The following is a 14,973-nucleotide window of genomic DNA, read 5'->3' on the forward strand; positions in this document are numbered from 1 at the left end:
AGCGTAGCGAAAGCCCAGTACATCGCGCCGAGCTCGTCTTGCGTCGTGGCCTCTCGGGCTCGCGCTCCACGCCAGGGACCTTGCCAGACGCCCGCTGAGTCCCCGCCAGTCTTCAGCGGAGCAGCGCGCTTCGCCTCGTGACTGTCGAGGAATCTAGCGCACGATCGGGCAAAGTGGCGGCAGGCCCCCACGCGACGACCACCTCTCAGATCCGTCGCACCGCGGCTGAGCATCGAACTCGAGGCTTTCGTCGGCGCGAGGAAGCGTACGCCCATCGACATCTTCCGCGGCGCGCTTGTCGACCCGCGTTCGTTCGCCTGCTCCCCCATCGCAATCACGCAACCTGGCGCGGCGGATGATGCGATCGATCCGCGCGCAAGGGTAGTCTCGCGGAGCGGCGTGGCCATCTGCCGCGCACTGCGATGGGGAGCATCTGGGTGTCACGCAAGACTGAACCGGTTGGCACGATCACGATCAACTACTCCGATGGGAGTTCCAGGGATGTCGCGATCCAGCCCCCCGGAGCCGCGATCCGGTTCTCGCTGGGGACCGCGGAAGCGCACGCCGTCATTTGGCGCATGTGGACAGGATCAGCGACGACAGACATCTACCTGTCGGTGCGTGACGGTCGGAACGGCGGCAACTCCAAGTACTCCTTTCACGCGTCCGGCGACTGGCGTTTGCAGTATGAGTACTCCGAAGCAATCAAGCGCGGAGTACCGCGAGTGATAGATCAGTGGGACAAGCCCGTCGTAGATTCAGACGGCTTGATCTTCGTGACCCGGATACTGACGCCCTCAGACGACATCGTCGTCAACGCGAAGCCAGAAAAGGACGCCGCCAAGATCGGCTGGATCACACCGGCGCCGAACGGAATGCTCAACGGCCTGGCGGTACTCATGGCACCGCCGGGTCGTGCACCGTTACTACCTGCAGATGCGCATCTGGTCGCCGCCATGAGCTTGGCCGACGGTTCGCTTGTGTTCGTTCTTCATTCTGCGAGCGAACTTCAGCCCTACGAGGAGGACATCTTCGCGCGGATGCGTAGGGAGGCCGCGAAGAACCCGCCGCCTGGTGCGCCCGCGACATACGTTCCGCGAGCCGACCCCGAGTACAGGTGTCAGGTCAATGCGCACGAAGGAGCAGAGAAGGGCCCGCACAGCATCTGGGATCTTCTCATGTAGCTCGGCTCGACCGCGCATCGCGCACGTACGCGGATCGCCGGACGACTAAACGGACGCGACTGCTTGCGTTCGGGCCAGGCGAATCCTCGGCCGTGTTCATGCCAGGCAGAGACGACACCGATAGGACCGATGGCGATGCGGGCTGCAGTGGATGAGCAGACACTGGCCAGCACCCCGCACGGAGCAATAGGGCCCAGTAGCCTTCGTAAGCGACGCTCATCGACTAATTACCACTCCACACCGTGAGCGCACACGAAGGGATGTCATGAGGGGACTGCTCGACCGGGAGAACCTCGAGGGCCTGCACAAAGCGAGAATCACTGTTCGCCTCAGCCGGGAAGCTTCTGCCATTCGGAGGAATGAGGATCAGTTCCTCGTCGAGGTTGAACGGCTTTGTTCATTGTGGGGTGGTGCGGTTACACCGATAGTTCCAATGGATGAGGCGGGTGCGCTTTCACCCCTGTACGTATCCAAGCTCGCCGGCGCTGCGGTCGATGGCGTCAAAGGACTTCACCCATTCGACCTATTCGAGTTGAGCAGTGCGGTCGTTCAGCCAAGTCCGTCTCGTGAGGCGTTTCATGAGCAGCTGGCTTTGCCCTTGCTCAAGTACCGAAAGCTAGACAGGTATGCCCCGTTGGAGGTGGTGACGCTTGATGCCACGGACCCTTGGCGCTTGATCTATGCTGCTTGCCTCGGATCGATGCCTGCGGCGTTCGATCCAGCGTCTCTCCGACGAATGAACCTCGTCCCCTCGGTCAAGATGGAGGACTTCATCAAAGTCGATCGCGTGTCGACGCGGGGATCACTTACCGATCTGCTCAACCGACTTACCGCGCGAGATCGCAACAATTCTCGCGTGTTGTCGATGGTTCATCTCGCGTATGGCGGATCGGGAAGTTCAAGCCTGAGATCTGGCATGAGGGTTCTCCCCGAGCCGTGGTTTCCGGCCTTCGATGCGGGCCCCAACATCGTGGTGGTCTGCTCGCCCGGCGACGTCGACGACGCGACGTTGCTATGGAATCTGAGGGGTGCCCACGGCGACAGCCGGCACGTGCCGATTGGTGTGCCCCTGTCGGAAGCCACCCCCGAGTCGATCGCCGAAATCAGCTTTCACCCGCACCTCGCGAGGAACGGCTCTTCAGCACATCCGCTCTATGTCACGAGCGCGAGCGTGACATCGGAAGAGTTGAGCGCGCGCCTCGGCGACTCGGATTCGTTCGCCGTGGCGCCCCCGGACGCGCTCCTTTCTTTCGGGACGTTTGGGTGGAGCCGAGACGAGGTGCTCGTCTGGGCGGACGGTCAATCGCACTTCGTTCCACAAGGTGTCGATCATCAACACAAGGTTCTCCGCAGCCGTGCGCTCAATGACGCCGTCTACTTCAGGATCGACCTCAGTCTCGTCGATGCTCCCTTCCCAAGCGGGGATGACATCCGCGTCGACGCCGTCGACGGCGACTTCTACGCGGGATCCAAAACAACGTGGGGGATGTCCAGAATACTGACGGAGGCTCGCGAGGTTTCATGGCCAAGTCGGCTGCTGATGGCGCGCGCGGTGGCGGCGCGGCGCGGCGCGGACCTTACTGAGTCTGAGCCGGGGCGAGCGGCCAGGGTAATGGTCGAGCGACTTGAGGATCTGAGCGAGATCCGGAATCTCGCCCACGCGCCCATCCTCAAGCTCCTTGAGGAGATGGCCGCACGTCACGGCTTCGGTTGGTACAAGCAGAGGTTACGTGGTGTCGGAGACATAGCGGACCCGATTCACTCGGTGGGGCCGACCGTGGATGAGCTTCCTGAGCGATCTTTCGGCGAGTTCAAGAAGGCGCTTGGTAACAGCGACAAGGCGACCCGCAATTGGCTCATGTGGGCAGAGAAGTCCGGAATGGTGATGAAGGGGTTCCCACTGCGGTGCGAACTCTGCCAGGCCAAGCAGTGGGTCCCCGTCGACGCCTTCTCGCCACCGGTGATCTGCAGGGGATGCGCCCAAGAGATCTCGATGCCATTCGGGAATCGCCAATCAATCGAGTTCAAGTTTCGCCTATCGGAAAGGCTTCGTCGCGTCTACGAGCATGACGCGATGGGGCACTTGCTGACCGCCAGTTTTCTTGATTCGGTGCTGGACAAGCGACTTGTCGGAGTGCACCCGGGCCTTGAGGTCCAGAGAACCGGCTCGAGGCAGGTGCTTGGCGAGGCTGATGTCCTTCTCCTGACACGGCACGCAGAACTTATTCCCATCGAAGTGAAGCGGAGTGCAACGGGAATGACGCAAGGCGAACTCGACAAGCTCGAAGCGCTATCCGTCGCCCTGAACTCGCCTTGGTCAGCAGTCGTCGCGTGTCAATATGCAACAGACATGAGCGATGATTTCGCGACGCACGAGCTCCGAGCGGAGGATGGCACCTACCTGCGGATCCCACTTTCGTATGACCGGCTCCTTTCTCCTCATCCCTACTGGGCGTTGTCCGATGATCCATTCGCTTGGAAGCCGCTCGATGACGATGCCATCAAAATGAGAGAGGGTGAGTTTGTGAAGAGGTTCGAACAGTGGGATCCACATGCACACCGGAGCTGGTCTGAAGAGACCATGTTGAGCAACCCCGCCGCGCGCCTCAATGATCGACGAGCAGCCACCGATACCTCCCCGCCGCTCGAGACGTAGGCGCCGCTGTCGGAGAACGTCGCACGATCTGTTGGACGAAGCGGCCCGATCAGCGGGCACTGCCCGTACAGGGATCCTCGGGTTCGCTGTCAGCCCGGCCTACCGCGCTCCGCGCACAGTCGCCCGGGTGTCGGCCGCGCCGACTTGGTCAGAGGTTGATGGGACCTGGTGACGGTACATCGTCTGGAAGCCCGGCGTCGAGGATTCTCGTGACCATGTCGAGCGCCCGATCGGTGAGTAGGTCGCCAGGGTAGAAGTCCTCGTACAAATCCTCGGCTTCCTCGATGGTGGTGATCGCGCAGAGTTTCAGCAGTTGGCGGATGTCGTTCGTGTCGCGTCCGGGACGGTTGGCGCGAAGCTTCATCGCGAGCATCGCCTCTTTCGCGGCGACCTGGATGACGATCCCGTCGTGGTCGTAGATCGACTCCCACTCGACTGCCCGCCGACCGAACGCGGGGATGGCGTCCGCCTGCTCGACGGCGAAGTTGAGCCAGGTAGCATTCCACCCTCGCCGGTCCGCGACGCGCGCGGCGGCAGCAGCCACGGCCTCGTCAGGCCCGGGCTGGATGTGCAGAGAGTCGAGATCCTGCGTCGTGCCGCGGTCGAAGTATCGCAGCGCGAGGGCTGCGCCACCCACGAGTCGGATGCGGGCCACCTCGCCAGCCGTTCGAAGTTCGGCGACGAGGTCGCGGAGCCCGCCGATGATGTCTGCACGATCCAGCACCGTCGCCATGGTCACACGCTCGTGAACGTGTCACGCCAGACGAGCACCCCGCGCTCAGCTAACGCGTCGGGCACCTCAGTGAGCGGCGGCACGGGGTCGGACGAATCGACATCGAGGCTTCGGGGCGCGGTGAGAAAGCGTGCAGGCCGGTTCACCCACTCCGGAACCGGGAGCCCTTCCTCTCGAAGTCGCCATGCGACGAGTCCGGCGATGGCGGCATCCCACACCGGATCGCGGGTGGGTTCCGGTTCGGCCAGACCCAGCACCCCACGGACGAGTCCGTGCTCGGCGACGAGGTCGTCGTTCAACTGCAGCAGAGCGCGCAGGGCGCGCTCCCGGTCGCCCAAGCGGAGATGCCCACGGATCTCGGCCGCGGCCGTCGCCGCGTCGCCGCGTTGAGTCGGTGCCGAGTACAGTCGGTGCCCCGCGCCCGCGAGCAGCCGCGCGACGGTGCTGAACTCAGCACCCCGCCCGCGCTCGGAACGCGACACCCGCGCCTGATCGATGCGAGTGCGCTCCGCCAGGCGCTGCTGAGTTAGACCGCGACTCTTTCGAGCCGCGCGCACCAGTGTTCCCGCATCCGCCATTGCAACACCGCCTCAGAATAGGACTACTGAGTCATATTCTAGCGGGCGAACGACAGAGTCTGAACAGCTGGATTGGGCAGCGACCGCGTCACCAGCTTCAGGGGTTGATCCCGAATACTCGCAGCAGGGGGATGCGAGGGATCATCCGGCGCGGGCCGAGCTGGATCGTGGGGATGGTTCCACTCTCGATGCCGAGCTTGATGGTGCGGTAGTCCACGCCGACGAGCTTGGCGGCATCCTTCATCGTCAGGGCGAGTGAGTTGCTTGAATTGTTCATGTCCTTCTCCTCGGTGAGCAATGCGTGTCATCACTTGCCCACACCGTACTCCTGTCGTGAGCAATCCGCGACATGTATTGCTCACCAGCCGGGAACCGTGCCAGGCTCGTGGCATGAGCGACGTTGAGATCGAGGTCATCGACGGCGAGCGGATCGACGTCGGCGACGGCGTGAGCATCCCCACGGCGTGGGATGCCGTCGCCACCGGTGAGCCGAACGTCGCGGGAGTCATCCGGCTTCATGTGGTGTTCGACAAGCAGCTCCGGCGCACCGCGGCCGCATCCGTCCGCCTCGACCGCGCGGGGGAGGGCGACGAGGCGACCGCCGCGGCGCTGCGCGAAGTGCGCGTGCAGTACCTCGTCGCCTACTCGTCGATGCGCGTGGTCACCGTGACCCGTGAGAGCGGCAAGGCCGAGTCCCTCAGCCAGTACCTCACGGAGGTGAGGTCCCGCACCGACCGCACCTACGAAGAGACGGTTCGCGAGGCGGTGCGGCTCTACCGAATCGCAACGACCGTGAACCTGGCTCCCCTCAAACTCGTCTCGGAACAGCTCAGTGTGAGCGTCAGCACGGCGACGCGCATGATGGCTCGCGCACGCGAATCCGGCCTCGCTGACGACCTGATCGCGCGCGAGACGTACAACCGCGTGCGGGCGGACGAAGAGGAACTGACCCATCCGCACCTCGGCCCGCCGTCGCCGTCTGGCCCCTCGATCGGGCGCTGACGACAATCTGAAGCAACGAAAGCCATTTCTGCACTCTGCTCGACAGATCGCGTCAGAGCGAGCAAACTGCTCAAATCAGGCGCATTTTGCGCAGGCCGAATTCGTTCTTGCCCGCATTCGTTTTCGGCATACGCCTGAGCACCGCACCAGCACTGGTGACTCTTGCCCGCCTTTTGCCCACATTCCATTTCCAACTGGCTGTTTTCGGACGTCGCTGAATGCCGGAGCGCTCCGAAGAACCCGCGTAATTCCGCGGATTTCGTCGTTCTGCGTCGCTATGCAGAATGCTCAAAACGTGTTCGAATCCCTCCAGGGGCACGGTAATTTTTGCTACTTGATCAAGTATTTACGGCGATACTCTCCCTCGATGCGCCCAGTCGGCGTTGCCGAACGCGCCGCCTACATCAACACCCTGCAGTGATATTTCGCACGTGTGAGCCCGACGTACAGAAGGTCCTGCCAATCGAGGCCCTCCGACACGACAAAGTCCTTGGCCTCCTCGCCGAGGTCTGTGATGATCACTGCGTCGGCATCGAGCCCCTTGAACTTGAAGATGGAGCGCCAGCGGACGCGTCCAGGCATCCCTTCCGCCTGCAGTTGCTTCCGCAACCATCGCTCGTCGGCGCTCTGCTCTCCGCGCGCGAGGAATCGCCCGACGAGTGATCTCCGCTCGGCGAACGGACTGAGAATCACGATTTCTTCCGGAGAGTACTGCTGGAGCAGCGACTTGAGCGCGCCTGCGAGAGCGGCGGTTTCGCGCCCCTCTTTGACGGGAACGACATCGAGTCCGCCCGGGGTGCTCTTGGCAACTCGATGCCCGGTGAACCCGATTTTATGCCCGAGCACGTGCTCGACTCCCGAAAGCAATTCGGGGGCCGACCGGCAGTTGCGTCGCACCCGCACGTGCACGAGGTCAGGGATGCGTTCCCGCGCAATCGTGTACGCGTTCACTTGCTCGTCGGTGCGGCGCATGATCTGCTGCCGGGAATCGCCCGCGAAGACGATGTGTGTGCCGTCGGGACGCTTTGTGCCCGCGAGCGCGAAGATCAGGTCGAGCAGGAGGGGATTTCCCGCGATGTCTTGAAACTCGTCGATGCAGATGGCTTCGTAGTCGCCCAGGTATGGCTTGTCTGTCAGCGTCTGCAACGCCAGCTCGGGCAGCTCGCGTGTGTACCAATCGCGCCCCGCGTCGAGTGGGTTCGTCGGGAGTCCGGCGAGCCGCAGCATGAGAGCGTTGACGTCGGTGACTTCGACGTGCGGAAGCCCGCCGACGAACTGTTGGAGTTCTTCGGCCATGAGGACGTTCCAGCAAGCAACGAGCGTCTTTCGGCCCTCTCTGTTGAATCGGCGGGCGGTGTTGGCGATGAGGTAGCTCTTGCCGGTGCCGGCGGGGCCATCGAAGTAGACGTGGTCGTTCGTGTCGGTGAGTTCGAGCACCACCTGTTGGCTGGCGAGGAGTCGTGTTTCCGTCGATCGGCGCTCTTGGCGACGTTCGGCCTCCGTCTCCTTCGCGGTGAAGTCTCCGACGAGTGCCGCCGTGATCGCTTGAGCGTGCTCGGACGTGAACGCGGCCGGATCGTTGCTCACTTCGTCGACGGTCGCGAACCAACCGCTGTACTCATCCAGCGTCTTCTCGATGAGCCAGGCCGGCTTCGCGAGATCCTCTTTCCATCCGAGTTCCCACTCGAAGAACTGCAGATCGCCGGGCGTTTTGTTCTCGAACTGGTAGCGACCGAGCGTCGTGAACCACACGAGCCGCGCGATGGGCTCGTCGCCGTGCAGCAGGTCCGCGTTCTTCAGGTAGCCGCGGATACTCCTCCGCACGCCGTCCAGCTGCTTCAGGGGATCCTTGTGTGGGCTCGGAACGCGGTCGAGGTACCAGTCGCCGGCCTTGTACTCGACGTAGCTCGGCGCTTTGGCCTCGATGACGAGGATGCCGCGCCCCGGAACCAGAACGATGAAGTCCGCTTCGCCGGCGAACGCCGTCGCGTGCCGCGCGACGCTGAGCGAGTGGATCGCTATCCAGTCGTCGTGCCCCTGCAGACCGTCGAGGGCGTCGAAGATCTTCTGCTCGGAGACGTTCGCTCCGTCGCGTGCGTACGGGGGGATCATTCGCACCATGTCAGGAGCCTATCGACGGTGCCGTAAGTCGATACTGCCGGCACATCACAGTCGGTCGATCCACGAACGGTCAGGGTCTAGAGACCGAGGTAGTAGTTCTTGATGACCTGGGCCATCAAGGACCGGCGCTCCTTGAGGAACGACTGATATGACTCCGCGGTCGTGCTCCGGATGCTCGAAGGGATCGCGTTGGCACGCAGATTGGTTTCGAGCTCGGACTCGGTTGTGATTTCACCCAGTCGGAGGACTCCATCAGCGATCTGTGCATCGACCTGCGACATATAGTCGCCGGGCGCTTTGTCCTTGATAGCGATATTGATCGGGGTCTCGGTGAGCGCGAAGTTCGCGATCTGGTTGTAGTTGCTGCGGTCGTTCACACCTTGCTTGATGAGGTAGTTCTTCGGAACTACATGGTGAATGTCGCCCACCTCTTCGATCATGCTCCCGACGGTCACGTTCTTCGAGAGGAAGCCGCGTGATCCCGCGTGGATCTGCGCGACCAGGAAAGCGAGGAAATAGGGACTACGAACGCTCGAGCTCTCCATCTCCATCGGCAGCGCAACGTTCCAGAAGTTGTCGGAGAGCTGCGAGGACTCGATATCGCGGAGAGTTTGAAGCGCACCCACTTCATTGATCCGACGGATGTCGGCTTCGAAGGCGGTCTCAAAGCTCCCTGTGTACCTCCCCGTGAGCAGTGACATCACGAACCATCGGCGCACAACGTACTTGACCTCGCCTTCGTTGAGGTTCTTCTCGGCGCGGAGCTTGAGGTAGAGCGCGTACGCGAAGTTCAGCGCATTCTTGGAACTGATCAGCCGCGGTGCGATGAACCCCGCGGATTTGATTGTGAGCGTGAACTGCTGGAAGTTGTACTGGTTAACGATCTCGAGGAGGACGCGCTCGAGCCGGTCGAATGACTCGACAGCGAGTTCCTCGCTGAACGTTCGGGTCTCAAAGTCGCGACCCGAGAGGACGCTCACGAGCGCGGCCACTTTACCGCGCGAGAACTCTTTGATACCCGCCACGCGGATGACATCCGTGTACGTCGGATCGTAGAGGTCCGAGTTGTCGTTCTTCAGCCACGAGATCGCCGGAAGGTATCCGGATGCCGCGAAGCTTGCGTCATTCTCGGCGATGTCTGAGAACACGTGCGGTGCGACCGAGAGGTGGCAGAAGTAGTCGATCAGCTTTCGGAGGTTGCTTCCAAGCTCGCCGTGGCTGGAGATCTTGCTCATTGCGAAGTCCGCGCTGCTGAGAGGGACACCCTTGGAATTGATCCGGATAAAGATCTCGGTCACGGTTTCGATATCGAGGTCCTCGGCGAGCGTGATTATGCCGACTTGTGCCTGCTTGATCGCGGATAGCCGCTGTAGCGACTGCTCGATGTGAGCGACGTCGACCTCCGGATTGGAGTCCATGTAAGCCTTCGTCGCGGTAAATGTCGACGTCGCGTTCACAAACTCGGCGACGTCAGAGATCCACGCGGTGTCCCGATCGATGACCGGCGTGAGCGTCGCGAACTGCTCGGTGGTGGGGTTGAAGGCGATCTTGATGCGCTTTCGTTTGTAGCTCTTGTCGACGACGTACTGGCCGACCAGAGCGGCAGTCATCGCGGTGATCCGTTGCTGCCCATCGATAAGGATCTGCCGGAACGATGACTTCGACCCGTCCTTGAGTCCCACATCGGCACTCTGCCAGGTGATGAGGTATCCGATGGGGAAGCCGTTGTACAGCGAATCGAGGAGGTCGCGGACTTTGGTTGAGTCCCATACGAATGGTCGCTGCATCTCGGGGATCGCAACCTGACCCGTCTTCACCCACGTCAGGAGCGTCTCGACCGAGTGTTGCTGAACCGTGTACTTCGACAAGATGCTTCTCCCATACTCCCCAAGCGACCGCCGGGCGTGTGCTTGATACCGCGCGCCCGCGACGATGCGCCGAGTTCCATCCTGCCGCAGTCCCGATCCCCGTCCTTTCCCTCACACCCCAACCAACAGCCCACGGTGCGTCGCGGAGTCGCGCAATCACCTGCTCAGCGGTCGTCGCTACGGTTGGAAGCAGTCCATCGTCAAGGGAGCAGTCCGTGCCTGAATCGCTCATCTTCACAACCGAGCCGCTCGCGACACGCGCGCTCGCAGCGGAGATCCGTCACGATGAAACACGCTTCACCGAGAAGCTCTCGACTCACGTCGGCTCCGACCGTCTCGGTCGGTTCAGGGGCGTCAGCGCAGAATACGGCGACCAGAAGATCGACATCGCGCTCACCTTCGACGAGCCGGAGTACACGGTCGGAATCGAGGCGAAGTTCGATCACACGTTGACCGAGGATCAGGTCGACCGCGAGTTGACAGTGGCGGATCACTTGGTGGTGCTGCTGCTCGCGAAGGAACACGCCCCGGAGTGGCTCCCGCGCAAAGAGCACGTCACGGTGATGACGTGGGAGGAGGCACTCGAGTGTTTTCCGGAATCGCGCCTGACCCTCGCAGAAGTGCGGGCGGCGCGTTCCGGCAAGAGCGCAGTTGAGGCGAGGCTTCGTCAACTCATCGAGCCCGCGCAGCAGCGGTTGGGATCCGGTTGGACGATCGATAGTCGACGCGGCGGCTCCGGGATGCCTGCGATCAACTACTACTCACCCTGGGTCGGCGATGCTCAGCTTCGAGCAGTGCTACAGGTCGCCCAGCGCGCGATGCCCGCGGCGGGTGAACCCGTGCCGCTCCGATTCAGCGTCGGCGTCAGCGTGAAGGCGGACTCGGTCAGCTACCCCGCGAACCCTGCTGCAACCCCGGCGTGGATTGGCGCTGTCCGACGGCTCCAGAACGACGTGATCGGCGATCGGGTCGACGAGCTGCATCTCAGCACGCGTCGGCCGAGCTCTGCACATGTGAACCCCAAGACCGTCAACGGGAGGGCTCACGCCCGCAAGCTTGCGATCGTCGGTCATCACTTCGCAGACGACGAGCGTTGGTTGACCACCGGATACATCGACTGGATCGTCGGACCCGCCTCGCAGCGAGTGTCACTCGAGCACGTTGACGTTCTTGCCGATGCGCTCGTTGACATCTTGGATGGTTGGTACCGCGTCGAGACCGCTGCCCTGACTAGTTCGCGAGGCTGATCCTCGAAGCACGCGGCGTCGTCCGGCAGCGCGATCATCTGACTCGCACGTCGCGAGACCCACCGGCATTCACCCCCTCAACCACGCGCCGGACCCCCGATCGAATCGGACCGCGATAGTAGGGTGCCGTTCGAGGTCGCCCGGCAGTGTTGATGGGGAAGGAGGCCGCCATGATCGCCGAGCTGAACGGGTTGGTGGACGTCGTCGAGGAGCGTCTCGACGACGACATCGATGTCGCTTCGCTGGCGATGACGCTCGGTATCACGGAGACCCCCCGGGCGCGTGGGCGGTGTTCCGCACCGAGGGCGCATATCCGGCTGCGCTGCAGGATGCCTACGCTGCGACCGCGACCGAATGGTTCCCGTCCAACCCCTGGCGCCTGCGCCCTGGTCCGTCGATCGTCGCCGTGCTCGAGCGCGTCGAGGACTTCAGCACCGCCACGTGCGAGCTCTGGTTGCCGGTGGAACGCGCCTGACTCAGGGCGGTTCGCCGGCGCTGCGTGGGCTGGCGGGCCACCTCTCGAAATGATCACGGGGATGTGCCGACGACCTGACATTCTTGAGCCATGGCTCAACCCACCGAACTGCTCGCCGTGCTCATCGATGCCGACAACGTGCCGGCATCCAAGATCGGAGCGGTTTTGTCAGAGATTGCGCGGTTCGGCACGGCATCCGTCAAGCGCATCTACGGCGACTGGACGAGCAGTCAGCTCGGCAGCTGGAAGACGGCGGCGAGAGAGCACGTCATCCAGCCGGTGCAGCAGTTCGCGAACACCGTCGGCAAGAACGCGACCGACAGCGCACTCATCATCGACGCCATGGACCTGCTGTACACGCGCCGGTTCGGCGGGTTCTGCATCGTCTCGTCCGACAGCGACTTCACGCGGCTCGCGACCCGCATCAGGGAAGACGGCGTCACGGTGTACGGGTTCGGCGAGAGGAAGACTCCAAAGGCATTCCGAGACGCGTGCGACTCGTTCACCTACCTCGAGGTCCTCGAGCAGACGGATGCCGAGCCCGCGGCCGCTCCGCCTGCGCGCACTCCGACTCCGGCTCTGCGGCAGGACACGAAGCTCGTCTCAGGGCTCCGCTCCTGTGTGACGACCGCGTCCGGCGAGGACGGGTGGGCGAACCTGTCGGCGGTCGGCTCCCTCATGCGCAAGCAGCACCCCGACTTCGATTCGCGCAACTGGGGATACGCGAAGCTCTCCGACCTGGTGCGCGCGATCGGGTTGTTCGAGGTCGAGCCGAGGCCGAGCGGTGGGCTCCAGATCAGGAACAAGTCGAAGTAGGTCGGCAGCGTCGTCCGCTACATCAGGTACGCGGCAACGTAGCCACCGCCAACCACCAGCGCGACAAGTGTGCCGACGGTGGACCAGGCGATGATCCGTGGCCAATCAATCCATCGTCGTGTGCGGATGCCGGGGCCGAAGCCTGCCGCATCCGCTGCACGGACGAAATCGTCGAAGCGTACGGTCACGCGCGGGGCCTCGGGCTGCGGTCGGGACTCGCTCGTGCGCGGACGAGCGCGCTCACGGCGCGGCGGGGGAGAGTTGGTCGGCGAAGAAGGCGTGCTCGCGGGCGGGGCCGTCGACGGACGAGGGCGCTCATCCGTCCTCGAGGTGCCCGCACCCGCCGGCGCGGGAGCGGCGATACGCGCGGAGTCGTTGGTGAACTTCACGAGGATGTCCCGTGCCTCGCGCGCCCGATCGAACTCGCGTCCGAGCCGCCTGCGCGTCGCGTCATCTTCCGACGGATGCCGGTCCGGGTGCACCTCGCGCGCCCGACGTCGGAACGCATCGCGTATCTCGGAGACGCTGGCGCCGCGGCTCACGCCGAGCGCTTCCCTAGCCTCGTCCAGTGTCACGAGGCATCCATAAGGTATCGCTGGTACTCCCGTGCCAGACGCTCCGCTCGCGCGCGATCGGCGCCCCGCGTCACGTGGTCCATCAGCTCGGCGGTCATGCGTCGTCGACGCGCCTGGTGCACGATGAGGCACGAGAAGGCGATGAGGAAGAGCAGTAGAGCGGCCAGTCGCAGCGCGGGTAGCTGCGTGACCATGGAAGCGATGAACGTGGCGGTGGTTGCGAACGAAGCAGTGTTGAACGCGCGCATCCAGCCGTTCAGCGAGGCGTAGTACTTCGTCGCCGCGGCATCCCAGGTCTTGTTGGTCGTCCAGAACCGCCAGTCCTTCGGCGCCGGCTTAAGTCCGGGCAGGGGCGTCCAATCCGCCGGGGGCTGCCAGAACGTGTTTGCACGTATCCAATGGTCGGTGGGAGTAGGCCAACCGGGCGGCGTGCGGAAGTCGCCGCGCACGCCGGCGACACGGATTCGTCGGGGGGTCACCGAATCGGGTCCTTCACTGTGAAGAGATGCTGAGCAGCAGATTAGCGGGATCTTCGACGCGCTCGTTCGACGCCCCTGGGGGTCGATTGCGCGTACGAGATTCAGCCGCCGAGCACGCGCCCGTAGTAGTCGAACGCCACCGGGATCGCGATCGCGAGCACGGTGACGAGCACCGCGACGCCCCACGCCATTCGTGTCTTCCGGGCGCCCTCGACTTCGCGGCGCAGGGCGTCGAGTCCGGAGGTGCTTGGCAGCGGCTGCGGCACGGTCGACCACGTCTCTGCAGTGCGAACGGCCGTTGCCGCGTCAGCGACCTGCGCGGCTCCGAGGACGGCCTTCTGCTTCTTCAGCCATCGCACGAGCTGAGCAGCACCGAGGACTGCGACGTCGTCCGGCTGCTCGCGAACCGTGACCTCCTTAGCGTCGACGATCGCGATCACGCCTCGCACCGGGACCTCTGTGCCGATAGCGGCAGACAACAGCTCCTGGGTTCTCGCTGCCTCGTAACGTGTATTCCGGAGGTGGTCGGTCTTCTGGCCGTTGACGAGGATCCGTCGACTTCCGACCCAGACGCGTGCGCCCTGGTGATTCTTCGCGTTGATCGTGAAGACACCGGCCGCGCCGAGAACCACATGGTCGATGTCGCTGCCGCGCGTGCCGACCGGTATCGAGTGCAGTACGGTCCACCCGTCGTCGAGCGACTTCAGACGTGCTGCCACCTCCAGCTCGCCGAGGGCACCTTGGTACCAGGGGAGCGAATCGGCGGACAGGGGCGAGCGGCCGATCAGCCGGGCGAATGCTGAGCGCGGGCGGACGTCGGCCTGAACGCGGAGACACTCGGCCATGACGGATGCCGCCGCGACGGTCCCGAACCACGATGCTGTGGCGGGGGAGTCCGAGGGCAGCTGAGGGGGGATTTCAGTTGTCATCGCGTTGATTCTAGGGATGCGGCGTGGGTCACGGTCTCCCGCTCGTAAGGCGTCCGATCATCGGGGATCGCAGCGGACGTACGATACGGGCGCGTGCGGGTTAGCCGCGCGACGACCGTCTATCTCGCTCCTCGCTTACGGTCTGCCGGATGGCTACCTCGTCGTGCGCGTCGTCGGACCAGGCGCGGTTGCCGTCTCACGCCGACGCTCCCGAATGCGTCCACAGACAATCAGGTCGCGCTGTTTGCAGACGAAGCGGCTGCACTCAACTCAGCCTCAGCGCCCCACTGCACGAAGTACGCGAAGAAAG

13 protein-coding genes and 1 pseudogene are annotated in these 14,973 nt (G+C 63.6%); 6 read left to right on the forward strand and 8 right to left on the reverse strand.

Going from position 1 to position 14,973, the window contains the following annotated elements; genetic code table 11:
* Positions 1-437: 437 nt before the first annotated feature.
* Both AC3ENQ_RS13385 and AC3ENQ_RS13390 read left to right on the forward strand, forming a co-directional pair.
* Positions 438-1,184, forward strand: coding sequence for a hypothetical protein (locus AC3ENQ_RS13385; RefSeq protein ID WP_431805237.1), 747 nt, complete (start codon positions 438-440; stop codon positions 1,182-1,184).
* 265 nt (positions 1,185-1,449) lie between these two features.
* Complete coding sequence (locus tag AC3ENQ_RS13390) at positions 1,450-3,840, forward strand: hypothetical protein (protein WP_431805238.1); 2,391 nt, start codon at positions 1,450-1,452, stop codon at positions 3,838-3,840.
* 148 nt (positions 3,841-3,988) lie between these two features.
* Here the strand turns inward: AC3ENQ_RS13390 and AC3ENQ_RS13395 are convergent, their stop codons facing one another.
* The 3 genes from AC3ENQ_RS13395 to AC3ENQ_RS13405 all read right to left on the reverse strand — a co-directional run bounded on the left by AC3ENQ_RS13395 (position 3,989) and on the right by AC3ENQ_RS13405 (position 5,428).
* The gene (locus AC3ENQ_RS13395) at positions 3,989-4,573 is read right to left on the reverse strand and encodes a hypothetical protein (protein WP_431805239.1); all 585 of its coding nucleotides are present in this window, start codon (positions 4,571-4,573) and stop codon (positions 3,989-3,991) included.
* A 2-nt stretch (positions 4,574-4,575) separates the two neighbouring features.
* Complete coding sequence (locus AC3ENQ_RS13400; RefSeq protein ID WP_431805240.1) at positions 4,576-5,151, reverse strand: helix-turn-helix domain-containing protein; 576 nt, start codon at positions 5,149-5,151, stop codon at positions 4,576-4,578.
* A gap of 97 nt (positions 5,152-5,248) precedes the next feature.
* Positions 5,249-5,428 (reverse strand): MerR family transcriptional regulator, encoded by a 180-nt coding sequence (locus tag AC3ENQ_RS13405; protein ID WP_229935109.1) that lies wholly within the window; start codon positions 5,426-5,428, stop codon positions 5,249-5,251.
* Positions 5,429-5,541: 113 nt separating this feature from the next.
* On the opposite strand from AC3ENQ_RS13405, the gene AC3ENQ_RS13410 reads away from it, so the two are divergent.
* On the forward strand, positions 5,542-6,153 hold the full coding sequence (locus AC3ENQ_RS13410; protein WP_431805241.1) for a hypothetical protein: 612 nt from the start codon (positions 5,542-5,544) through the stop codon (positions 6,151-6,153).
* Positions 6,154-6,552: 399 nt separating this feature from the next.
* On the opposite strand, the gene AC3ENQ_RS13415 is transcribed toward AC3ENQ_RS13410, so the two are convergent.
* Together AC3ENQ_RS13415 and AC3ENQ_RS13420 are read right to left on the reverse strand one after the other, a co-directional pair.
* On the reverse strand, positions 6,553-8,274 hold the full coding sequence (locus AC3ENQ_RS13415; RefSeq protein ID WP_431805243.1) for a nuclease-related domain-containing DEAD/DEAH box helicase: 1,722 nt from the start codon (positions 8,272-8,274) through the stop codon (positions 6,553-6,555).
* A gap of 77 nt (positions 8,275-8,351) precedes the next feature.
* Positions 8,352-10,142, reverse strand: a complete 1,791-nt coding sequence (locus AC3ENQ_RS13420; protein ID WP_431805244.1) for a GmrSD restriction endonuclease domain-containing protein — start codon at positions 10,140-10,142, stop codon at positions 8,352-8,354.
* Between the two features lie 38 nt (positions 10,143-10,180).
* On the opposite strand from AC3ENQ_RS13420, the gene AC3ENQ_RS13425 reads away from it, so the two are divergent.
* The 3 genes and pseudogenes from AC3ENQ_RS13425 to AC3ENQ_RS13435 all read left to right on the forward strand — a co-directional run bounded on the left by AC3ENQ_RS13425 (position 10,181) and on the right by AC3ENQ_RS13435 (position 12,680).
* Positions 10,181-11,389, forward strand: coding sequence for a hypothetical protein (locus AC3ENQ_RS13425; RefSeq protein WP_431805245.1), 1,209 nt, complete (start codon positions 10,181-10,183; stop codon positions 11,387-11,389).
* A 271-nt stretch (positions 11,390-11,660) separates the two neighbouring features.
* Positions 11,661-11,864 (forward strand): annotated as a pseudogene (locus AC3ENQ_RS13430) (GyrI-like domain-containing protein); the annotation flags it as partial.
* Positions 11,865-11,954: 90 nt separating this feature from the next.
* On the forward strand, positions 11,955-12,680 hold the full coding sequence (locus AC3ENQ_RS13435) for an NYN domain-containing protein (protein WP_431805246.1): 726 nt from the start codon (positions 11,955-11,957) through the stop codon (positions 12,678-12,680).
* 17 nt (positions 12,681-12,697) lie between these two features.
* On the opposite strand, the gene AC3ENQ_RS13440 is transcribed toward AC3ENQ_RS13435, so the two are convergent.
* The 3 genes from AC3ENQ_RS13440 to AC3ENQ_RS13450 all read right to left on the reverse strand — a co-directional run bounded on the left by AC3ENQ_RS13440 (position 12,698) and on the right by AC3ENQ_RS13450 (position 14,663).
* The gene (locus AC3ENQ_RS13440) at positions 12,698-13,255 is read right to left on the reverse strand and encodes a J domain-containing protein (protein ID WP_431805247.1); all 558 of its coding nucleotides are present in this window, start codon (positions 13,253-13,255) and stop codon (positions 12,698-12,700) included.
* Entirely contained in the window at positions 13,252-13,734 is a 483-nt protein-coding gene (locus AC3ENQ_RS13445) for a hypothetical protein (RefSeq protein WP_431805248.1), read from the reverse strand. The genes AC3ENQ_RS13440 and AC3ENQ_RS13445 overlap by 4 nt, the downstream gene beginning before the upstream one ends.
* Positions 13,735-13,835: 101 nt before the next feature.
* The gene (locus AC3ENQ_RS13450; protein ID WP_431805249.1) at positions 13,836-14,663 is read right to left on the reverse strand and encodes a nuclease-related domain-containing protein; all 828 of its coding nucleotides are present in this window, start codon (positions 14,661-14,663) and stop codon (positions 13,836-13,838) included.
* Positions 14,664-14,973: the final 310 nt, after the last annotated feature.

The organism is Microbacterium sp. bgisy203, from assembly GCF_057706945.1.